General features: G+C 72.9%; 11 protein-coding genes. 7 read left to right on the top strand and 4 right to left on the bottom strand.

The genetic code is table 11. The annotated features are described in order from the left end of the window. Positions 1 to 224 precede the first annotated feature (224 nt). The gene (gene lon, locus IE140_RS01115) at positions 225 to 2,645 is read left to right on the top strand and encodes an endopeptidase La (RefSeq protein ID WP_150194664.1); all 2,421 of its coding nucleotides are present in this window, start codon (positions 225 to 227) and stop codon (positions 2,643 to 2,645) included. A gap of 145 nt (positions 2,646 to 2,790) precedes the next feature. On the opposite strand, the gene IE140_RS01110 is transcribed toward lon, so the two are convergent. Continuing rightward, positions 2,791 to 3,543 (bottom strand): polysaccharide deacetylase family protein, encoded by a 753-nt coding sequence (locus tag IE140_RS01110; protein WP_189460141.1) that lies wholly within the window; start codon positions 3,541 to 3,543, stop codon positions 2,791 to 2,793. A gap of 249 nt (positions 3,544 to 3,792) precedes the next feature. On the opposite strand from IE140_RS01110, the gene IE140_RS01105 reads away from it, so the two are divergent. Continuing rightward, a complete protein-coding gene (locus IE140_RS01105; RefSeq protein WP_150194660.1) occupies positions 3,793 to 4,275 on the top strand; it encodes a MarR family winged helix-turn-helix transcriptional regulator in 483 nt (160 codons plus the stop codon). Between the two features lie 85 nt (positions 4,276 to 4,360). Here the strand turns inward: IE140_RS01105 and IE140_RS01100 are convergent, their stop codons facing one another. Further along, positions 4,361 to 5,155, bottom strand: a complete 795-nt coding sequence (locus IE140_RS01100) for a protein phosphatase 2C domain-containing protein (protein WP_150194658.1) — start codon at positions 5,153 to 5,155, stop codon at positions 4,361 to 4,363. A 364-nt stretch (positions 5,156 to 5,519) separates the two neighbouring features. Between IE140_RS01100 and IE140_RS01095 the strand changes: the two genes are divergently transcribed. The 5 genes from IE140_RS01095 to IE140_RS01075 are packed head-to-tail and all read left to right on the top strand — an operon-like array spanning position 5,520 to position 11,499. Next, on the top strand, positions 5,520 to 8,681 hold the full coding sequence (locus tag IE140_RS01095; protein WP_189459985.1) for a sensor histidine kinase: 3,162 nt from the start codon (positions 5,520 to 5,522) through the stop codon (positions 8,679 to 8,681). Next, positions 8,678 to 9,157, top strand: a complete 480-nt coding sequence (locus IE140_RS01090; RefSeq protein ID WP_093440973.1) for a roadblock/LC7 domain-containing protein — start codon at positions 8,678 to 8,680, stop codon at positions 9,155 to 9,157. Before IE140_RS01095 ends, IE140_RS01090 begins: the two co-directional genes overlap by 4 nt. Beyond that, positions 9,154 to 9,570 (top strand): DUF742 domain-containing protein, encoded by a 417-nt coding sequence (locus tag IE140_RS01085; protein ID WP_006127542.1) that lies wholly within the window; start codon positions 9,154 to 9,156, stop codon positions 9,568 to 9,570. The genes IE140_RS01090 and IE140_RS01085 overlap by 4 nt, the downstream gene beginning before the upstream one ends. Further along, positions 9,551 to 10,225 (top strand): GTP-binding protein, encoded by a 675-nt coding sequence (locus IE140_RS01080; protein ID WP_109180093.1) that lies wholly within the window; start codon positions 9,551 to 9,553, stop codon positions 10,223 to 10,225. Before IE140_RS01085 ends, IE140_RS01080 begins: the two co-directional genes overlap by 20 nt. 38 nt (positions 10,226 to 10,263) lie before the next feature. Next, a complete protein-coding gene (locus IE140_RS01075) occupies positions 10,264 to 11,499 on the top strand; it encodes a styrene monooxygenase/indole monooxygenase family protein (protein WP_150198221.1) in 1,236 nt (411 codons plus the stop codon). A gap of 57 nt (positions 11,500 to 11,556) precedes the next feature. On the opposite strand, the gene IE140_RS01070 is transcribed toward IE140_RS01075, so the two are convergent. Together IE140_RS01070 and IE140_RS01065 are read right to left on the bottom strand one after the other, a co-directional pair. Continuing rightward, positions 11,557 to 12,843: a C40 family peptidase gene (locus tag IE140_RS01070; RefSeq protein WP_150198223.1), complete on the bottom strand. Its 1,287-nt coding sequence runs from the start codon at positions 12,841 to 12,843 to the stop codon at positions 11,557 to 11,559. A 144-nt stretch (positions 12,844 to 12,987) separates the two neighbouring features. After that, positions 12,988 to 15,771 (bottom strand): outer membrane protein assembly factor BamB family protein, encoded by a 2,784-nt coding sequence (locus IE140_RS01065; protein ID WP_189459983.1) that lies wholly within the window; start codon positions 15,769 to 15,771, stop codon positions 12,988 to 12,990. Between the last annotated feature and the right edge of the window lie 76 nt (positions 15,772 to 15,847).

Genomic DNA, 15,847 nt, shown 5'->3' with positions numbered 1-15,847 from the left:
GCCCGCCCATCCTGTCCCGCCGCGCGGGGCCGAGGCCAGCGCCTTTCCGGCTCCGGGCAGGGGAACAACTGCCCGCCGCCCGGCGCTCCCGTACGAGGGGGGCGCCCGGGAGGGAGGGCGCTGCGGGCGGTCTGATCGCTCAGGGCGAACACAGGGCGGGGAACATTCGGCGGCTCACAAGCATTGAGTCCACATAGCTCAACTTGCCTGCCGAAGGGGAGATCATGACTAACGAGTCCCAGGCGTTCACACCGATCGACCTGCCCGTGCTGCCGCTCGACGACGAGGTCGTCCTGCCCGGCATGGTGGTGCCGCTGGACCTGTCCGACACCGAGGTGCGCGCCGCCGTCGAGGCCGCGCAGGCCGCCGCCCGCCCCGGCGGCGGCAAGCCCCAGGTGCTGCTGGTCCCGCGGATCGACGGCACCTACACGGGGACCGGTGTCCTCGGCACCGTCGAGCAGGTCGGACGCCTGTCGGACGGCGATCCGGGCGCCCTCATCCGGGCCCGTGACCGGGTCCGCATCGGAGCCGGGACCAGCGGTCCCGGGCGGGCGCTCTGGGTGGAGGGGACCGTGCTGGAGACGGCCGCCCCCGACCCGCTGCCCGGATCCGCCGCCGAGCTGGTCAAGGAGTACAAGGCGCTCGCCACCAGCTGGCTGAAGAAGCGCGGCGCCTGGCAGGTCGTGGACCGGGTCCAGCAGATCGACGACGTCTCCGCGCTCGCCGACAACTCCGGATACTCGCCGTTCCTCTCCACCGCCCAGAAGGTCCAGCTCCTGGAGACCGTGGACCCGGTCGCCCGGCTGAAGCTCGCCATCCAGTGGCTGAGCGAGCACCTCGCCGAACAGGACGTGGCCGAGTCCATCGCCAAGGACGTCCAGGACGGCGTCGACAAGCAGCAGCGCGAATTCCTGCTGCGCCGCCAGCTGGACGCCGTACGCAAGGAGCTCGCCGAGCTCAACGGCGACCCGGAGGACGAGTCCGACGACTACCGGGCCCGCGTCGAGGCCGCCGATCTGCCCGAGCACGTCCGCGAGGCCGCGCTCAAGGAGGTCGAGAAGCTGGAGCGGTCCAGCGACCAGTCCCCCGAGGGTTCGTGGATCAGAACCTGGCTGGACACCGTCCTCGAACTGCCGTGGACCGAGCGCACCGAGGACGCCTACGACATCCGCGGCGCCCAGGCCGTCCTGGACGCCGAGCACGCCGGTCTCGCCGATGTGAAGGAGCGGATCACCGAATACCTCGCGGTGCGCAAGCGGCGTGCCGACCGGGGTCTCGGCGTCGTCGGCGGGCGGCGTGGAGGCGCCGTCCTCGCCCTCGTCGGCCCGCCCGGCGTCGGCAAGACCTCGCTCGGCGAGTCCGTCGCGCACGCCATGGGCCGCAAGTTCGTCCGCGTCGCACTCGGCGGCGTCCGGGACGAGGCGGAGATCCGGGGCCACCGGCGTACGTACGTCGGCGCGCTCCCCGGACGCATCGTGCGGGCCATCAAGGAGGCCGGTTCGATGAACCCGGTCGTCCTGCTCGACGAGATCGACAAGGTCGGCTCCGACTTCCGGGGCGACCCGGCCGCAGCTCTGCTCGAAGTCCTCGACCCGGCGCAGAACCACACCTTTCGCGACCACTACCTGGAGGTCGAGCTCGACCTCAGCGACGTCGTCTTCCTGGCCACCGCCAACGTCCTCGAAGCCATCCCGGAGGCCCTGCTCGACCGCATGGAGCTGGTCCGCCTCGACGGCTACACCGAGGACGAGAAGGTCGTCATCGCCCGGGACCACCTGCTGCCGCGCCAGCTGGAGCGGGCCGGTCTGGAGAAGGACGAGGTCGCCCTGGAGGAGTCGGCGCTGCGCAAGCTGGCCGGCGAGTACACCCGCGAGGCGGGCGTACGGAATCTGGAGCGGGCGGTCGCCCGGCTGCTCCGCAAGGTCGCGGCCCAGCACGAACTGGGCGACCGCGAGCTGCCGTTCACGGTGACCGACACGGATCTGCGCGGCCTCATCGGGCGTCCGCACCACGTGCCCGAGTCCGCGCAGGACCCGGCCGAGCGCCGCACCGCGGTGCCGGGCGTGGCCACCGGGCTCGCGGTGACCGGGGCGGGCGGTGACGTCCTCTTCGTGGAGGCGTCGCTCGCCGACCCGGAGACCGGGGCGTCCGGACTGACCCTGACCGGTCAGCTCGGGGACGTCATGAAGGAGTCGGCGCAGATCGCGCTGAGCTTCCTGCGGTCGCACGGCGCGGAGCTGGAGCTGCCGGTCGCGGACCTCAAGGACCGCGGCGTGCACGTCCACTTCCCGGCGGGCGCGGTCCCCAAGGACGGCCCGAGCGCCGGCATCACGCTGACGACGGCGCTGGCCTCGCTGCTCTCCGGACGCCTCGTCCGTACGGATGTGGCGATGACCGGTGAGGTGTCGCTGACCGGGCGGGTGCTGCCGATCGGCGGTGTCAAGCAGAAGCTGCTGGCCGCGCACCGGGCGGGCATCACGACCGTGGTGATCCCCCAGCGCAACGAGGCCGATCTGGACGACGTCCCGGCCGAGGTGCTGGAGAAGCTGGACGTCCACCCGGTCACCGACGTCCGCCAGGTGCTGGAGATCGCCCTCGCCCCGGCCACGGCTCCGGCCGGGGAGAGGATCCCGGCAGCTGCCTGACCGGTCGTACGACACCTGATCGTCGTACGACAACTGACCGTCGTGCGACGCCTGACGGCCCCACGGCGGCCTGAACGGCCCGCTTTCCGCTTCGGCGGGGGCGGGCCGTTCCGCGTGTCCGGGCCGCGGCGCGGGGCCACCGAGCTCAGGGGCGGTAGATCGTGCCGGGCTGCGGCTCGGCGGGGGCCATCAGCTCGGGGACGGTCACGAAGGTGTAGCCGTCCTTCTGGAGCGCGTCGATGATCCCGGGCACGGCGGGGACGGTGCCCTTGTAGATGTCGTGCAGCAGGATGACGCCGTCCTTGCTCGCCTGGTCCAGGATCCGCTTCTTGATCAGCGCGGAGTCGTTCGTCGAGTAGTCCTTGGCGGTGGCGCTCCACAGCACCTGGGAGAGCCCGAGGTCCTTGCTGATGTCCGAGACCGTGTCGTCGGTGCGGCCCTGCGGCGGACGCATCAGCCGGGGCTTCTTGCCGGTGATCTTCTCGATGGCCACCTGGGTCTTCTCCAGCTCGGCCCGTATCTCGTCCGGCTTCTGGTCGGTCAGGACCTTGTGCGTCCACGTGTGGTTGGCGACCTCGTGGCCTTCGTCCTCGATGCGCTGCACCACGTCGGGGTGCTTGACGACGTGGTGCTTGCCGAGCAGGAAGAAGGTGGCGTGCACCTTCTTCTCCTTGAGGATGTCCAGCAGCTTCGGCGTGTCCTCGCCCGGGCCCGCGTCGAAGGTCAGGGCTATGCACTTGGCCTTGCGGCAGTCGACCGGCCCGAACTCGCCCTTGGCGTCGGAAGCGGCCTCCCCACGCGCCGAGCCGGGCGCGGTCGTCTCCATCGAGCAGCCGCTCAACATCAGTGTGAGCGCCGTCACCAGCGCCGCAGTCAACCCCATGCCGGGCAACGGCATCTTTCCGGGCACGACACATCACTCCTCTGTGCGGAAAATCCGCACAGGTGTGCGGTGCAGCGATGACTATACAGAGTGCGTATACATCGAGTGCATAGTGGGGTCCGAATGACCGCGGACCCCGGATCGGGGCGGGTTCGGCGTGGTCGGTCCACTCCTGCGAAATACTGGCCGAGCTGCGACGATGACCGGTCGCGGCGGAAGCTTCCACCAGCTTTCATCGGCAGGGACCGTACGAGGGGTACTGACGTGCGCGGAGACGACAGCGAGCCGGAGCCGGGCACGTCCGGCGTGAGCGGCGTGGACCGCGCCTTCCTGGCGCTGGAGCGTGAGCTGGCCGTGTTCCTGCGCCGGGCCCGGGCCAGCTCGGGCGAGATGGCCCGGGAGGTCCACCCCGAACTGGAGCCCGCCGCCTACGGTCTGCTCGTCCGTCTGGAGGCGGCGGGCCGGCAGCGGGCCACCGAACTGGCCGCCTACTTCGGTGTCGGCAAGGCCACCATGAGCCGCCAGTTGCACTCCCTGGAGAACCTCGGCCTGGTCGCCCGCGAACCCGATCCGGCCGACGGGCGTGCCTGGCTCGTCCACCTCACCGAGGACGGACTGGCCCGCTTCCGCAGCGTCCGGGGCGCCCGCCGCGGGCGCTACGTGCGCAAACTGGCCGACTGGGACCGGGCGGAAGTCGCCGAGCTGGCCCGGCTCCTGCACCAGCTGAACGCCCGCGCGGAAAGCTGACCCGGCTCCCGCGCCGGCCGCGTACGGCTCATCCGGCTCCTGCCCCGGCCGCGCCCCGGCCGGCCCTCGCCCCGGTCTCCGGCCGTCAGTCCAGCTCCACCAGGAGCGCGGTCGCGTCGTCGTGCGTCTTGCTGCGCCGCAGCCGTACCCGCCCGGCCGCCGCGTCGGCCTCCTCCAGCTCCCGCACCCGGTCGATCAGCCCCTGCGGCCCCGCCTTCCGCAGCAGCCCCAGCGTGTCCGCCCAGTCGCCCTCGCCGAACACCTCCGTCCAGCGGGCCGCGCCGTCCGTGAGCGCGGCCAGCGCTCGGACACCGGCCGCCGGGACGCTGCCCGTCACCGCGCGCGAGGCCACGGCCGGATCGGCGGCGGCCGTGAAGAAGCCGCCCTCCTTGTTGCGCACCGTGGCGTCGGCGATCTCGTTCGAGGCGAGCGAGCCCGGCGGCAGCCGCGTCAGCCGGTCGTCCAGAACCGCCCGGACCGCGCCGTCGGGTGACTCCAGCAACAGGGCCGAGTCGGACAGCACCAGGTACTCGATCGCGCGTTCGTTCCAACGTGCCAGGGCCACCGTCGCCTGAGGCGTGCGTACGTGAGAAAGGTCACAGGTGACCCGGTGGGCTTCGGCTGTACGGGAGATGGCCGCGGCCAGGATCTCGGCCAGGGACAGATCGGGGCGGGAACCGGACAGTTCCACCAGCGCGCCGCCCAGTCGCGCGGTGAACCACGGGACCGAGTGCACACAACCGTCGTCCCCGAGCGGCGGAGTGACGCCGTCGAGCAGCACCAGCACACCACCCTGGCCGGACGCGGGAAGAGTCCCGGAGACCCAGTCCTCGTTGGGGCGTTCGGGACTGCCGGGAACGGTGGCGAGTTCGATGCGCATACCGCCAGTCTGCACGAGCCCTTCACCATCCCCGCACGCGGCCGGAGATGGCCTGTACCAGCAGGTCAACGCGGGCGCATGCGCCGGAAGGAGGGGCTCCGGGGGGCGTGCGGGCGGGCATCCTGCCAAAGGCGGAGCGGAAGTTCCACCCCGTGGTCCACGCATGGTCAGGGGTGCGGCGGGGGAAACTTGTTCGCCAACTCCGGAGTGATGTTCACTCCTTCGAGTGGCGGAGCGGTTGATGCGCGCCCCCCTCTCACAAGCGCTGGAATGGTCGGAAGCCGTACCAGGAGCGGGGCGCCCTTCCATGTGACCGTGCGTCACCTCTGCTTCAAGGGTGGACGAGTCAAGATTGCGAGCACCGGTGCAGAAGAAGCGGCCGCGGAGCAAGGGCACGACGCGCGACGGTTCCGGGGCGACGCCTCCGGCACCGGGTGCGGACAAGCGGACCGTGCGGGTGCGCAGCCGACTGGTCGCCGGGGTCGCGGTCGTCGGCGTCATCGTCGTCGCGGCGGGCACCCCCGCCGTGCTCGGGGCCTCCGCCGATCTCACCGAGTCCCAGCGGCTGGTCACCCTCGCCGAGCTGAACCAGCAGGCGGTCGTCCTCGGACACTCCCTCGCCGACGAGCGTGACGCCGTCACCGCGTACATCGCCGCCGGCCGGGCCGAGGAAGGCGACGGCAGCGAGGGCGCGAAGAACCGCGCCGCCCGCACCACCCGTGTCGACCAGCAGATCGACGAGATCCACGAGGCGGCCTCCGCGGCCCTGCGCCGGGACCTCTCGACGGTCCCCTCCCTGCGCCGTACCGCGCTGACCGGCAAGGGCTCCGCCCTGGAGGCGCACCAGGCGTACTCCGACCTCATCGCCAAGCTGCACGGCATCGCCGCCGAACTGGCGGAGAAGACCCCGCCGCGCGCCGCCGACGCCACCCGGGCCCCGCTCACCCTCGGCGGCGCCTCCGAACAGGCCTCCGCCACCCGCGGGCTCCTCCTCGCCGCGCTCGCCGTGCCGAGCCCCGAGCCGACGGCCCCGCAGACCGACCCCTTCACCGGGCTGCCCGTGCAGACCCAGGACGAGGGCGCCACCCGCGCCGCCCGCGAACGCGACGGGCTGAGCGCCGCCGCCCAGCAGGCCCGGGTGCGGGAGCTGGCCGCGCTCGCCGACTTCGACCAGGCGGCGGACCCGGAGGCCCGCGACAAGCTCTCCGCCACCGTCACCGGCCCCGAGGTCAACGACGCGGAGAAGTACCTCACCCGCCTCACCGACCGCCCCGAGCTGTCGGAAGCGGAGCGCGGGGTCAGCCCGCAGAAGCTGGAGGCCGCGCTCTCCGCCCGCGTCGACCGGATGCGCAGCGTCGAGTCCGCCCTGACCACCGGCCAGGTCCGGGACCTGGAGGGGCTGCGCGACGACGACGTCACCGCCCTCGAACTGGCCATCGCCCTGCTCGGCGGCTGCTTCCTGCTCGCCGTCGGCGTCTCCACCGCCGTCGCCCGCACCCTCACCCAGCCGCTCGCCGTCCTGCGCATCGGCGCCGCGCGTCTGGCCGAGGACCCCGAGAACGCCGAACCGGTCCGCTACACCGGCCGCAACGACGAGTTCGCCCAGGTCGTCCGGTCGATGAACGCCCTGCACGGCCGGCTCACCGCCCTCCACCAGGACCTCGGCGGACGCGTCGAGGGCCTCACCGCCGAACGGTCCGGCCTGATCAAGAGCCGCGAATCCCTGGCCGAGCAGCGGAGCGAACTCCAGGAGCGGACCGCCGAGCTGACCACCCAGCTGGGACAGCTGAAGAACACGGTCCACCACACCTTCGTCAACCTCTCGCTGCGCACCCTCGGCCTCGTCGAGCGTCAGCTCGGCGTCATCGAGGGCCTGGAGGAGCGCGAGCAGGACCCGGAGCGCCTGGCCACCCTCTTCAAGCTCGACCACATGGCCACGGTCATGCGCCGCCACAGCGAGAACATGCTCGTCCTCGCGGGCGCCGAGCACGGCCACGGCCACGCCGGGCCGATCCCGCTGGTCGACGTGGCGCGCGCCGCCGTCAGCGAGATCGAGCGGTACGAGCGCGTCACCATCCAGTCCCTGCCGCCGCACGCCCAGATCGCCGGGTTCGCCGCCGACGACCTCAGCCACCTGCTGGCCGAACTCCTGGAGAACGCCACCTCCTTCTCCCCGCCGGACTCCCATGTCGAACTCTCCGGCTGGCTGCTGGAGAACGGCGAGGTGATGCTCTCCGTGTCGGACGAGGGCATCGGCATGTCGTCCGTCCGGATGGACGAGCTGAATGCCAGGCTGGCGGACCCGGCCTCGTTCGAGGTCGGTGAGCAGAATGCCGACGGCGCCGGACTCGGTCTCCAGGTGACGTCGCTGCTGGCCGCCCGGCACGGGGTACGGGTCCAGCTGCGCGAGCAGAAGGGGAGTGGAGTGACGGCCGTCGTCGTCCTGCCGCAGGCCCTGCTGCCCAAGACGCTGCCCGCGGCCACCCCGCCCGCCGTGCAACTGCCCGGCGACGCGCCGACGCTCAACCTCCCGGGCTCGGTGGCGGAGGCCAACTCCAACGCGCTGCCGAGCCGTTCGCCGCAGCCGGTCACGCCGGCCGTCGACGCGGAGCCGGCCCCGGAGCCCGAGGCGGTGGCGACCCCGGTCGCCGAGCCGGTCGCCGAAACTGGCCCGGCCGACGCCGACGCAGACGCCGACCCGATGATCGCCGCCGCCGAGCGGACGATCCGGGAGAACGCCGCCGCGGAGAACGCCGAAGCCGCCGAGACGGCCCCGGCCGGGAACGCCGACGAGAGCCCGGAAGTCACCGCCGTACCGCCGCAGGAACAGGCGCAGGACACCCAGCAGCCGGTCGCGGAAGCCGAGTTCGCAGCCGGGCCCGACGCGGGCACCGACTCCCACTCCGACGCCGACGCCGACACCGACACCGACGCCGAGTCGGAGTCCGAGATCACGCTGCAGGTCCGGCTGCCGAAGCCGCCCTCCGCGCCGGTGGCCCCGCCCGCCCCCGCGACCGCCGACCCGTACGCCATCGGCCCCGACCGCCACGAGCGCCCGACCGAGACCGGACCCGGCGACCAGGACCCGGACGGACCAGCGTTCCGCCCCGCGCCCCGCGCCGAGGCGACCGGAGCGGCCGAGGCGGCCGAAACACCCGGGAGCGCCCCCGCCGAGACCGTCCCCGGCCCCCGCCGCCCCGAAGCCGGCCGTGTCACCGACAAGGGGCTGCCGAAGCGCACCCCCAAGGTGGTCCGGCCCGACTCGGCCCCCGCCCCCGGCCGCACCGGCAGCCTCGACCGGGACGCGCTGCGCCGCCGGCTCGGCAGCTTCCACCAGGCGGCCAAGGAGGGCCGGCGCGACGTCGAGGCGGAGATCGCCGAGACCGGCGGCATCGCCGTCGCCGGCCCCGGGGGCGTACCCACGGGACGTACGGGGCACGAGAGCACCACCGCACACGTCACCAGCGCCGCACAGGACACACGGAACGAAGAGACGGGGGACACAGTCGAGGAGGCACGCAGTTGACTGCGCCCAGCACATTCGGGCTGAGTACCGAGGCCCGGAACCTTCACTGGTTGCTGAGCAATCTCGTGGAGGAGGTGCCAGGGGTCCACTCGGTCACCGTCGTCTCGTCCGACGGCCTGATGCTGCTCTCCTCCGACCCCGGCCATCACGAGGCGAGGCCGGCCGGACCGTCGGACGGCCCCAAGGGATCCAGCGCCGACCTGGCCACGATCGTCTCCGGCATCGGATCGCTGACCGTCGGAGCCGCGAAGCTGATGGACGGCGGCGGCGTGAAACAGACCATGGTCGCCATGGACGAGGGCAGCGTCTTCGTCATGTCGATCAGCGACGGCTCCCTCCTCGGCGTCCACGCCACCCCGGACTGCGACATGAGCGTCGTCGCGTACCACATGGCCCTCTTCGTCGGCCGGGCCGGACACGTCCTCACCCCCGAACTCCGCAGCGAGCTGCGCAAATCGATGGAGAGCGCCCTGTGACCACCGCCGCAGCGGAACCCGCCCCCCGGCTCCCCGTCCGCGGGGCCGACAAGCGTCCCGCCCGGGTCCGCCCGTACTCCCTCACCGGCGGCCGCACCCGGTTCGGGCACGTCCTGCTGGTCGAGACGTTCGTCGCCGCCCTCGAAGCACCCGAGGAGCGCCGGGAACTCACCAACGGCAACCTCGCGTCCCGGGTCATGCCGGAGCTCCAGGCCATCGTCGAACTCTGCCGCCGCATGCGTACGGTCGCGGAGATCTCGGCCCTGCTGAAAATGCCGCTCGGAGTCGTCCGGGTGCTGCTCAGCGACCTGGCCGACCAAGGAAAGATCCGCGTGTACGGAACCGGTCACGGCACCGGCCAGCCCGACCGCGCACTGCTCGAAAGGGTGCTCAATGGACTCCGCCGTCTCTGAGGCGCCGCTCTTCGCCCCGCGCCAGCCGGGGCCCCGGGACGACCTGCCGTCGCGGCCCCAGGACCAGGCCGAGGAGTCCCTCCAGGCCTGGCAGCTCGACCACACCCGCGCCCCCACCGCCACCAAGATCGTGGTGGCGGGCGGATTCGGCGTCGGCAAGACGACGTTCGTCGGCTCGGTCTCCGAGATCACACCGCTCCAGACCGAAGCGCTGATGACCCAGGCCAGCGAGGAGACCGACGACCTCTCCGCGACGCCCGACAAGGTCACCACGACGGTGGCCATGGACTTCGGCCGCCTCACCCTCGACGACGACCTCGTCCTGTACGTCTTCGGCACCCCGGGCCAGCAGCGCTTCTGGTTCATGTGGGACGACCTCGTGCGCGGGGCGATCGGCGCGGTCGTCCTCGCCGACACCCGGCGCCTGGAGGACTGCTTCCCGGCGCTCGACTACTTCGAGAGCTGCGGCCTGCCCTACATCGTGGCGGTCAACCACTTCGAGGGGACGCCCGGTTACGAGGCCGAGGACGTCAGGGAGGCCCTGACCGTACCGCCGCAGGTGCCGATAGTGATCATGGACGCGCGTAACAGGATCACCGTCGTCGAGTCACTGCTGGCCCTCGTGGGCCATGCTCTCGACGTCACCCCCGCCTGACGCCTCGAATCAGAAACGACGGAGCACGGAGAGCCGCGATGCGGAAGATACTCATAGTCGGAGCCGGCCAGTCCGGGCTCCAGCTGGCCCTGGGACTGCAGTCCAGAGGCTACGAAGTCACCCTGATGTCCAACCGGACCGCCGACGAGATCCGCTCCGGCCGGGTCATGTCGACGCAGTGCATGTTCCACACCGCGCTCCAGCACGAGCGGGACTACCAGCTCAACTTCTGGGAGTCCCAGGCCCCGAAGATCGAGGGACTCGGCGTCTCCGTCGCCGCCCCCGACTCCTCCCGCGCCATCGACTGGGTCGGCAGGCTGGACGGGTACGCCCAGTCCGTCGACCAGCGCGTGAAGATGGCCGGCTGGATGGAGACCTTCGCCCAGCGCGGCGGACAGCTCGTCATCCACGGGGCGGCCGTCTCCGACCTGGACTACTTCTCCCGCACCTACGACCTGGTGATGGTCTCGGCCGGCAAGGGCGAGCTGGTCTCCATGTTCGGGCGGGACGCGGCCCGCTCCCCGTTCGACGCCCCGCAGCGCGCGCTGGCCGTCGCCTACGTCCACGGCATGGGCCCGCGCCCGGAGCACCCGGAGTTCGACGCGGTCCGCTGCAACCTGGTGCCGGGCGTCGGCGAACTGTTCGTCATGCCGACGCTCACCACCTCGGGCCGCGCCGACATCCTCTTCTGGGAGGGCATCCCGGGCGGACCGCTCGACGCCTTCCAGGGCATCAAGGACCCCTCCGAGCACCTGGCGAAGACGCTGGAGCTGATGGAGAAGTTCACGCCGTGGGAGTACGCCCGCGCCACCAAGGTCGAGCTGACCGACGCCAACGGCACCCTCGCCGGCCGCTACGCCCCCACGGTCCGCAAGCCGATCGGGCGGCTGCCCGGCGGCGGCCTGGTCCTCGGCGTCGCGGACGTCGTCGTCGCCAACGACCCGATCACCGGCCAGGGCTCCAACTCGGCGTCCAAGTGCGCCAACGCGTACCTGGACTCGATCATCGAGCACGGCGAGAGGGAGTTCGACGCGGCGTGGATGCAGTCCACGTTCGACCGTTACTGGGAGACCGCGCAGCACGTCACCAAGTGGACCAACGCGATGCTCGGCGTCCCGCCGGAGCACGTGCTGAACCTGATCGGCGCCGCCGGTCAGCTCCAGCCGGTCGCGAACCGCTTCGCCAACGGGTTCAACAACCCGGCGGACTTCGAGAACTTCTTCTACGAGCCCGAGAAGACGAACGCCTACCTGGCCTCGGTCGCCGGGGCCTGAGCGCCCCGACCACCGCTTCGGCGGCCGGACCCGCACCGCCGGTCCGGCCGCCGGAACCTACTCGGGTGCCGCGTCCGTGCCGTACCCCGTGTCCGCACCGTCGCGTGCGCCCTCGGGCAGCTCCGGGCGGGTGTACGAGGACAGCGGGGCGCCGCCGGGGTCGGGGCGTACGGCTCCCAGCAGCGGGTTCGACGCCAGAGGTGAGACCTTGACCTTCGCGCCGGGGCGGGGAGCCTGCACCACCAGGCCGTCGCCGATGTACAGCGCCACATGGGTCGCCTTCGGGAAGTAGATCACCAGGTCCCCGGGGCGCAGCGCGGACACCGGCACCCTCGGGAGCCGCTTCCACTGCTCCTGCGAGGTGCGCGGGATCGTCCGCCCCGCCGCCGACCAGGCCTGGGAGGTGAGCCCGGAGCAGTCGAAGGAGTCGGGGCCCTCGGCCCCCCACACGTAGGGCTTGCCGATCTGCCGGACCGCGTACGCCACCGCGTCGCCGCCCTGCCGGGTGGGCGGCCGGGTGGAGCTGAGCGCCCCGGAGGCCACCAGCTCCCGCTGGGCCTTGTCCACGCCCTGCTGCTCCAGGCCGGCGAGCTGGTCGATCTGCTCCTCGGAGAGGGTGGCCAGCAGCCCTTCGACCTCCCTGAGCTTGCCGTTCACGGCATCGCGCTGCTTCTTCTGCCGTGCGGCCAGCTTCTTCTGCTGGTCGAGCGCCTTGCGGGACGCGGCGGCCAGCCGGTCGGCCCGCCGGGCGGCGTCGGTGAGCCGGTCCACCGTCGCCGCGCGGTTCGCCGCCAGCCGGCCCACGACATGGCTCTGGTCCAGGGCCTGCTGGGGATCGTGGGCCAGCAGCAGCCGGAGGTACGCGGAGAATTCCGTACGCCCCTGGTACTGCTCCCGGGCCAGCCGCCCGGCGTCCCCGCGGCTGACCTCCAGCGCGGATCGCGCCTTCGCCAGGTCCGCGTTCACCTTCTTCAGCCGGGCCGTGCGCTCCTTCAGCTTCTCGGCGGTGGCGTTGTAGGTCTCGCTCGCCTCCTCCGCCGCCTGGTAGCGGGTCTGCAGTTCGCGCAGCAGGGCGGCGACGCTCCGGGGCGCCTCGGGGGCGGCGAGGGCGGTCCCGGCGTCGACCTCTGCCGCGTCCTGGTCCGTTGTCTCCGCGTCCGCTGCCTCTTCGTCCGCTGCCTCTTCGTCCGCCGGGTCCGCGTCCGTTTCCGTGTCCGCGTCCGTCGTGTCGGTCTCCGCCGACGGTACGGGGCCCGGCTCGTCCGCCGCGACGGTGGCGGGCGAGACCGTGAGCGCCGTGGTCAGCACGGTCGTGCAGACCGCGCGCAGGATCCTGCCTGACACGACATCACCTCCGTGACGGAGACGTGGCCCGGCAGCGGACCCGTCCATAAGTGAGCGAATCCTATTAATCCGGTCACTCGGCGTCGGGTGATGCAAGCACCGCGCGGCGTGCCGTCCGGGGCATCCCCCGGACGGCGGCCCGCCTCAGGCCACCGGGAAGGCGTAGAAGGACCGGTCCCGCTGGACGACGACCGTCTCGCCGAAGGCGAGCGCCCGGTACGACGCGCGGACCGTCTCCCCCTTCGGGTCGGCCGACCCGATGTCCTGGAACTTCCACAGCCGTTCGCCGTCGGCCGCCGCGAACACGGTGACCTGGACGGCATCGGCGGCGATCAGGGTCTTCTCGCTGCCGCTCAGCGTGAGCGAGGGGGCGGGGCCGGTGCCCGGCACCTCGGTGGAGCGCCGCCACACGAGCCGGCCGCTCTCCCGCTCGACCGCGCCGACCAGCCGGCTGCGTTCGGTGGTGTGGATCAGCGGCCCGGCGATCAGCGGGGTGCCGAACCACGAGTCCTCGCTGCCCTCGACGCGCCACAGCGGCTTCGTCGAGTCCGCCTCGAAGGCCTGGAGGTCCTGGCCGACCGCCGCGTACAGTGCCCCGTCCTCGTCGCCCGTGGTGGCGGCCTCCAGGGAGGCGGCGCCGTACTGCTTGGCCCACAGCAGCTTGCCGGTCTTCTGGTCGAACGAGCGGACCGACCCCTTCCCCTTGGCCTTCTTGACCTCGGCCGCCGTCAGACTGGCCGCGTCCTGCCGTACGAGGACGTCGGCGGAGCGTTCCGCGACCACCCGGTAGGCGGGGGTGCCGGGGTCGCGGCCCGCGGGCACGGAGGTGCGCCACAGCTCCTTGCGCTGCACGATGTCGTACGCGAAGAAGTAGGCCTCGACGACTTCCTTGTCCTTGCCCCTCTTCTTGCCCTTCTTCGGCTTCGGGGCCTTCTCGACGACCGTGTGCGAGCCGGTGAACCAGATGACCGGACCGGAACTCCCGGCCAGCCGTCCGACGGTGAGACCCGGCAGGTCCTCGAAGGCCTCCGTGTAGCGCACGCGGTGCACGACCTTGCCGTTCTTCGGCGACAGCCACAGGAACTCCGTCGGGCTCGCCACGAAGACCAGATCCGCGCCGGCCGCCAGCGCGGCCTGCCCCTTCGCCCCGTCCGCGCGCTGCCACAGCCGCTTGCCGGTGCGCAGGTCCACGGCGCTGGCCTGGCTCTCGCTGGTCACCACGAGCAGCTTGTCCTGCCAGAGGGCAGTGGTGAGCGGGGACGACTCGGAGGCCGGGTGCGCGTAGATCCAGCGAGGCTCGGGGGCCTGCCCGGGGAGCGTGCGGCGGGGCTTGGGCGCGGGCTTGTCGTCCGTCGCCTCGGCGGTGCCCCCGGACCCGAGCGCGGCGACCGAACCGCCGCCCACGATCAGCCCGCCGACGGCCGCCGCCGCGATGGTGAGCAGGGTCCGGCGGCTCGCGGCGGGGTCGGGCGCCGGGGCCGGTGCGGGGGGCAGCGGCAACGACACCATCGGCCCTCCGCCGGGACCGCCCGGACCCGCGGGCCCGGCCGGGAGCGCGGCCGCGGGGTACGGGGCGGGGCCGCCGTGCGTGTGACCCGGCTGCTGCGGGGCGACGGGGCCGGCGGGCAGGGCGAGCGGAGCGGCGGGCTGTGCGGGGGGCGCGGCCGGGAGGGCGTCCGGGGCCCGGGGCGCGGTGAGTTCGTGGGGGAGGGCGAGCTGGGTGGTCGGGCGGTCGTTCTGCGGCGGGCGCGGCCCGGTGTTGAGGAAGCGGGTGGTGCCCCGGTCCTCACCGATGTCCCCGTTCCCCGGATCGGCGTCCCCGGAAGGCGCGGCGACATCGGCGGGCTTCCCGAGCGCGGGCGCGTCCACCGGCCGGGCGTCCTCGGGTTCCGGCGCCGTGCGCGCGTCCTCCGGCTCCCGGAATGTCCGGGGGTCCTCGGACCGGGCGTCCTCAGGGGCGGCAGGGGCATCGGCCTCGCCGGCCTGGGCCGCCTCGGCCTCCCCCTCCTCCGGCACCTCCAGGGCCAGGACCCGCGCCTCCTGGTCCGCGACCGCCGCCGCCAGCGGTTCGGGCAGCCAGCCGCCCCGGGCGAGGCCCGCCGCACCCTCCAGGGCCAGTTCGGCGGCGACCGTTCCGGCGGTGGGCCGCTGATCCGGGTCCTTCGCCAGGCAGTTCGCGATCAGCTCGCGCAACTCCTCCGGTACGGCGTCGAGTTCGGGCTCGCCCTCGGCGATCCGACGGGTGGCCTCCTCGGCCGGGCCCTCCGTGAACGGGGTCGTCCCGGTCGCCGCGTACGCCAGGAGAAGCCCCAGCACGAACAGGTCGGAGGCGGCGGACACCTCCTTGCCCTCGATCTGCTCGGGCGTCAGATAGCCGAGCCGAACCGAGAGCTGGCCACCCGGGCGGGCCTCCGCCGAGGCCGCCGCGCCCAGCGGGCCGAAGGCGGTGAGGCGGGGGCCGTCGGCGGCCAGCAGCACCGTGCCGGGGGCCAGGCCCTGGAGCACGGACCCGGCGGCGTGCACCCGGGAGAGGATCTCGGCGATGCCCGCGCCCAGTATCCGCAGGGCGCGCTCGGGCAGCGGACCGGCGATCGAGATCGCCTCGGCCAGCGGCAGCGCGGGGACGTAACCCGCCGCCGTCCACAGGGGTTCCGCCTCGTCCGCGGGCGTCTCCGCCGTATCGCCGGGGTCCAGGGGCGGGGCGACCCAGCCGCCCGCGAGGCGTTCGGCGGTGCGGGCCTCGGCCTGGAAGCGGCGGCTGAAGACGGGGACGGCGGCCAGCTCGGGGCGCGCGGCGGTGATGAGGGCGCTCTCGCCGGACGCGAGGTCCCGGGCCACGTACCGCACGGCGCTCGCGCCCTCGTCGAAGCGGGCCAGCGCGGTGAAGCGACCGAAGCGGCGTGGATCGTCCTGACGCAGCGCCTCCATGGCGCACCCCCTTGTGACCGTTGTACGGCGGCCGGATGGCCCGTCCCCGGCGCCTGACCGTCGATCTTAGGGCCTG

It is taken from the genome of Streptomyces parvus (assembly GCF_014648875.1).
Classification (GTDB): domain Bacteria; phylum Actinomycetota; class Actinomycetes; order Streptomycetales; family Streptomycetaceae; genus Streptomyces; species Streptomyces parvus.
This window is presented reverse-complemented; position numbering and strand designations above follow the sequence as displayed.

Excerpts from the sequence above, each read along its gene's own strand:
- IE140_RS01110 (WP_189460141.1), bottom strand. The coding sequence starts at position 3,543 with ATGCCGTTGCCCGGCATGGGGTTGACTGCGGCGCTGGTGACGGCGCTC.
- IE140_RS01065 (WP_189459983.1), bottom strand. The coding sequence starts at position 15,771 with ATGGAGGCGCTGCGTCAGGACGATCCACGCCGCTTCGGTCGCTTCACC.
- lon (WP_150194664.1), top strand. The coding sequence starts at position 225 with ATGACTAACGAGTCCCAGGCGTTCACACCGATCGACCTGCCCGTGCTG.
- IE140_RS01075 (WP_150198221.1), top strand. The coding sequence starts at position 10,264 with ATGCGGAAGATACTCATAGTCGGAGCCGGCCAGTCCGGGCTCCAGCTG.
- IE140_RS01100 (WP_150194658.1), bottom strand. The coding sequence starts at position 5,155 with ATGCGCATCGAACTCGCCACCGTTCCCGGCAGTCCCGAACGCCCCAAC.
- IE140_RS01080 (WP_109180093.1), top strand. The coding sequence starts at position 9,551 with ATGGACTCCGCCGTCTCTGAGGCGCCGCTCTTCGCCCCGCGCCAGCCG.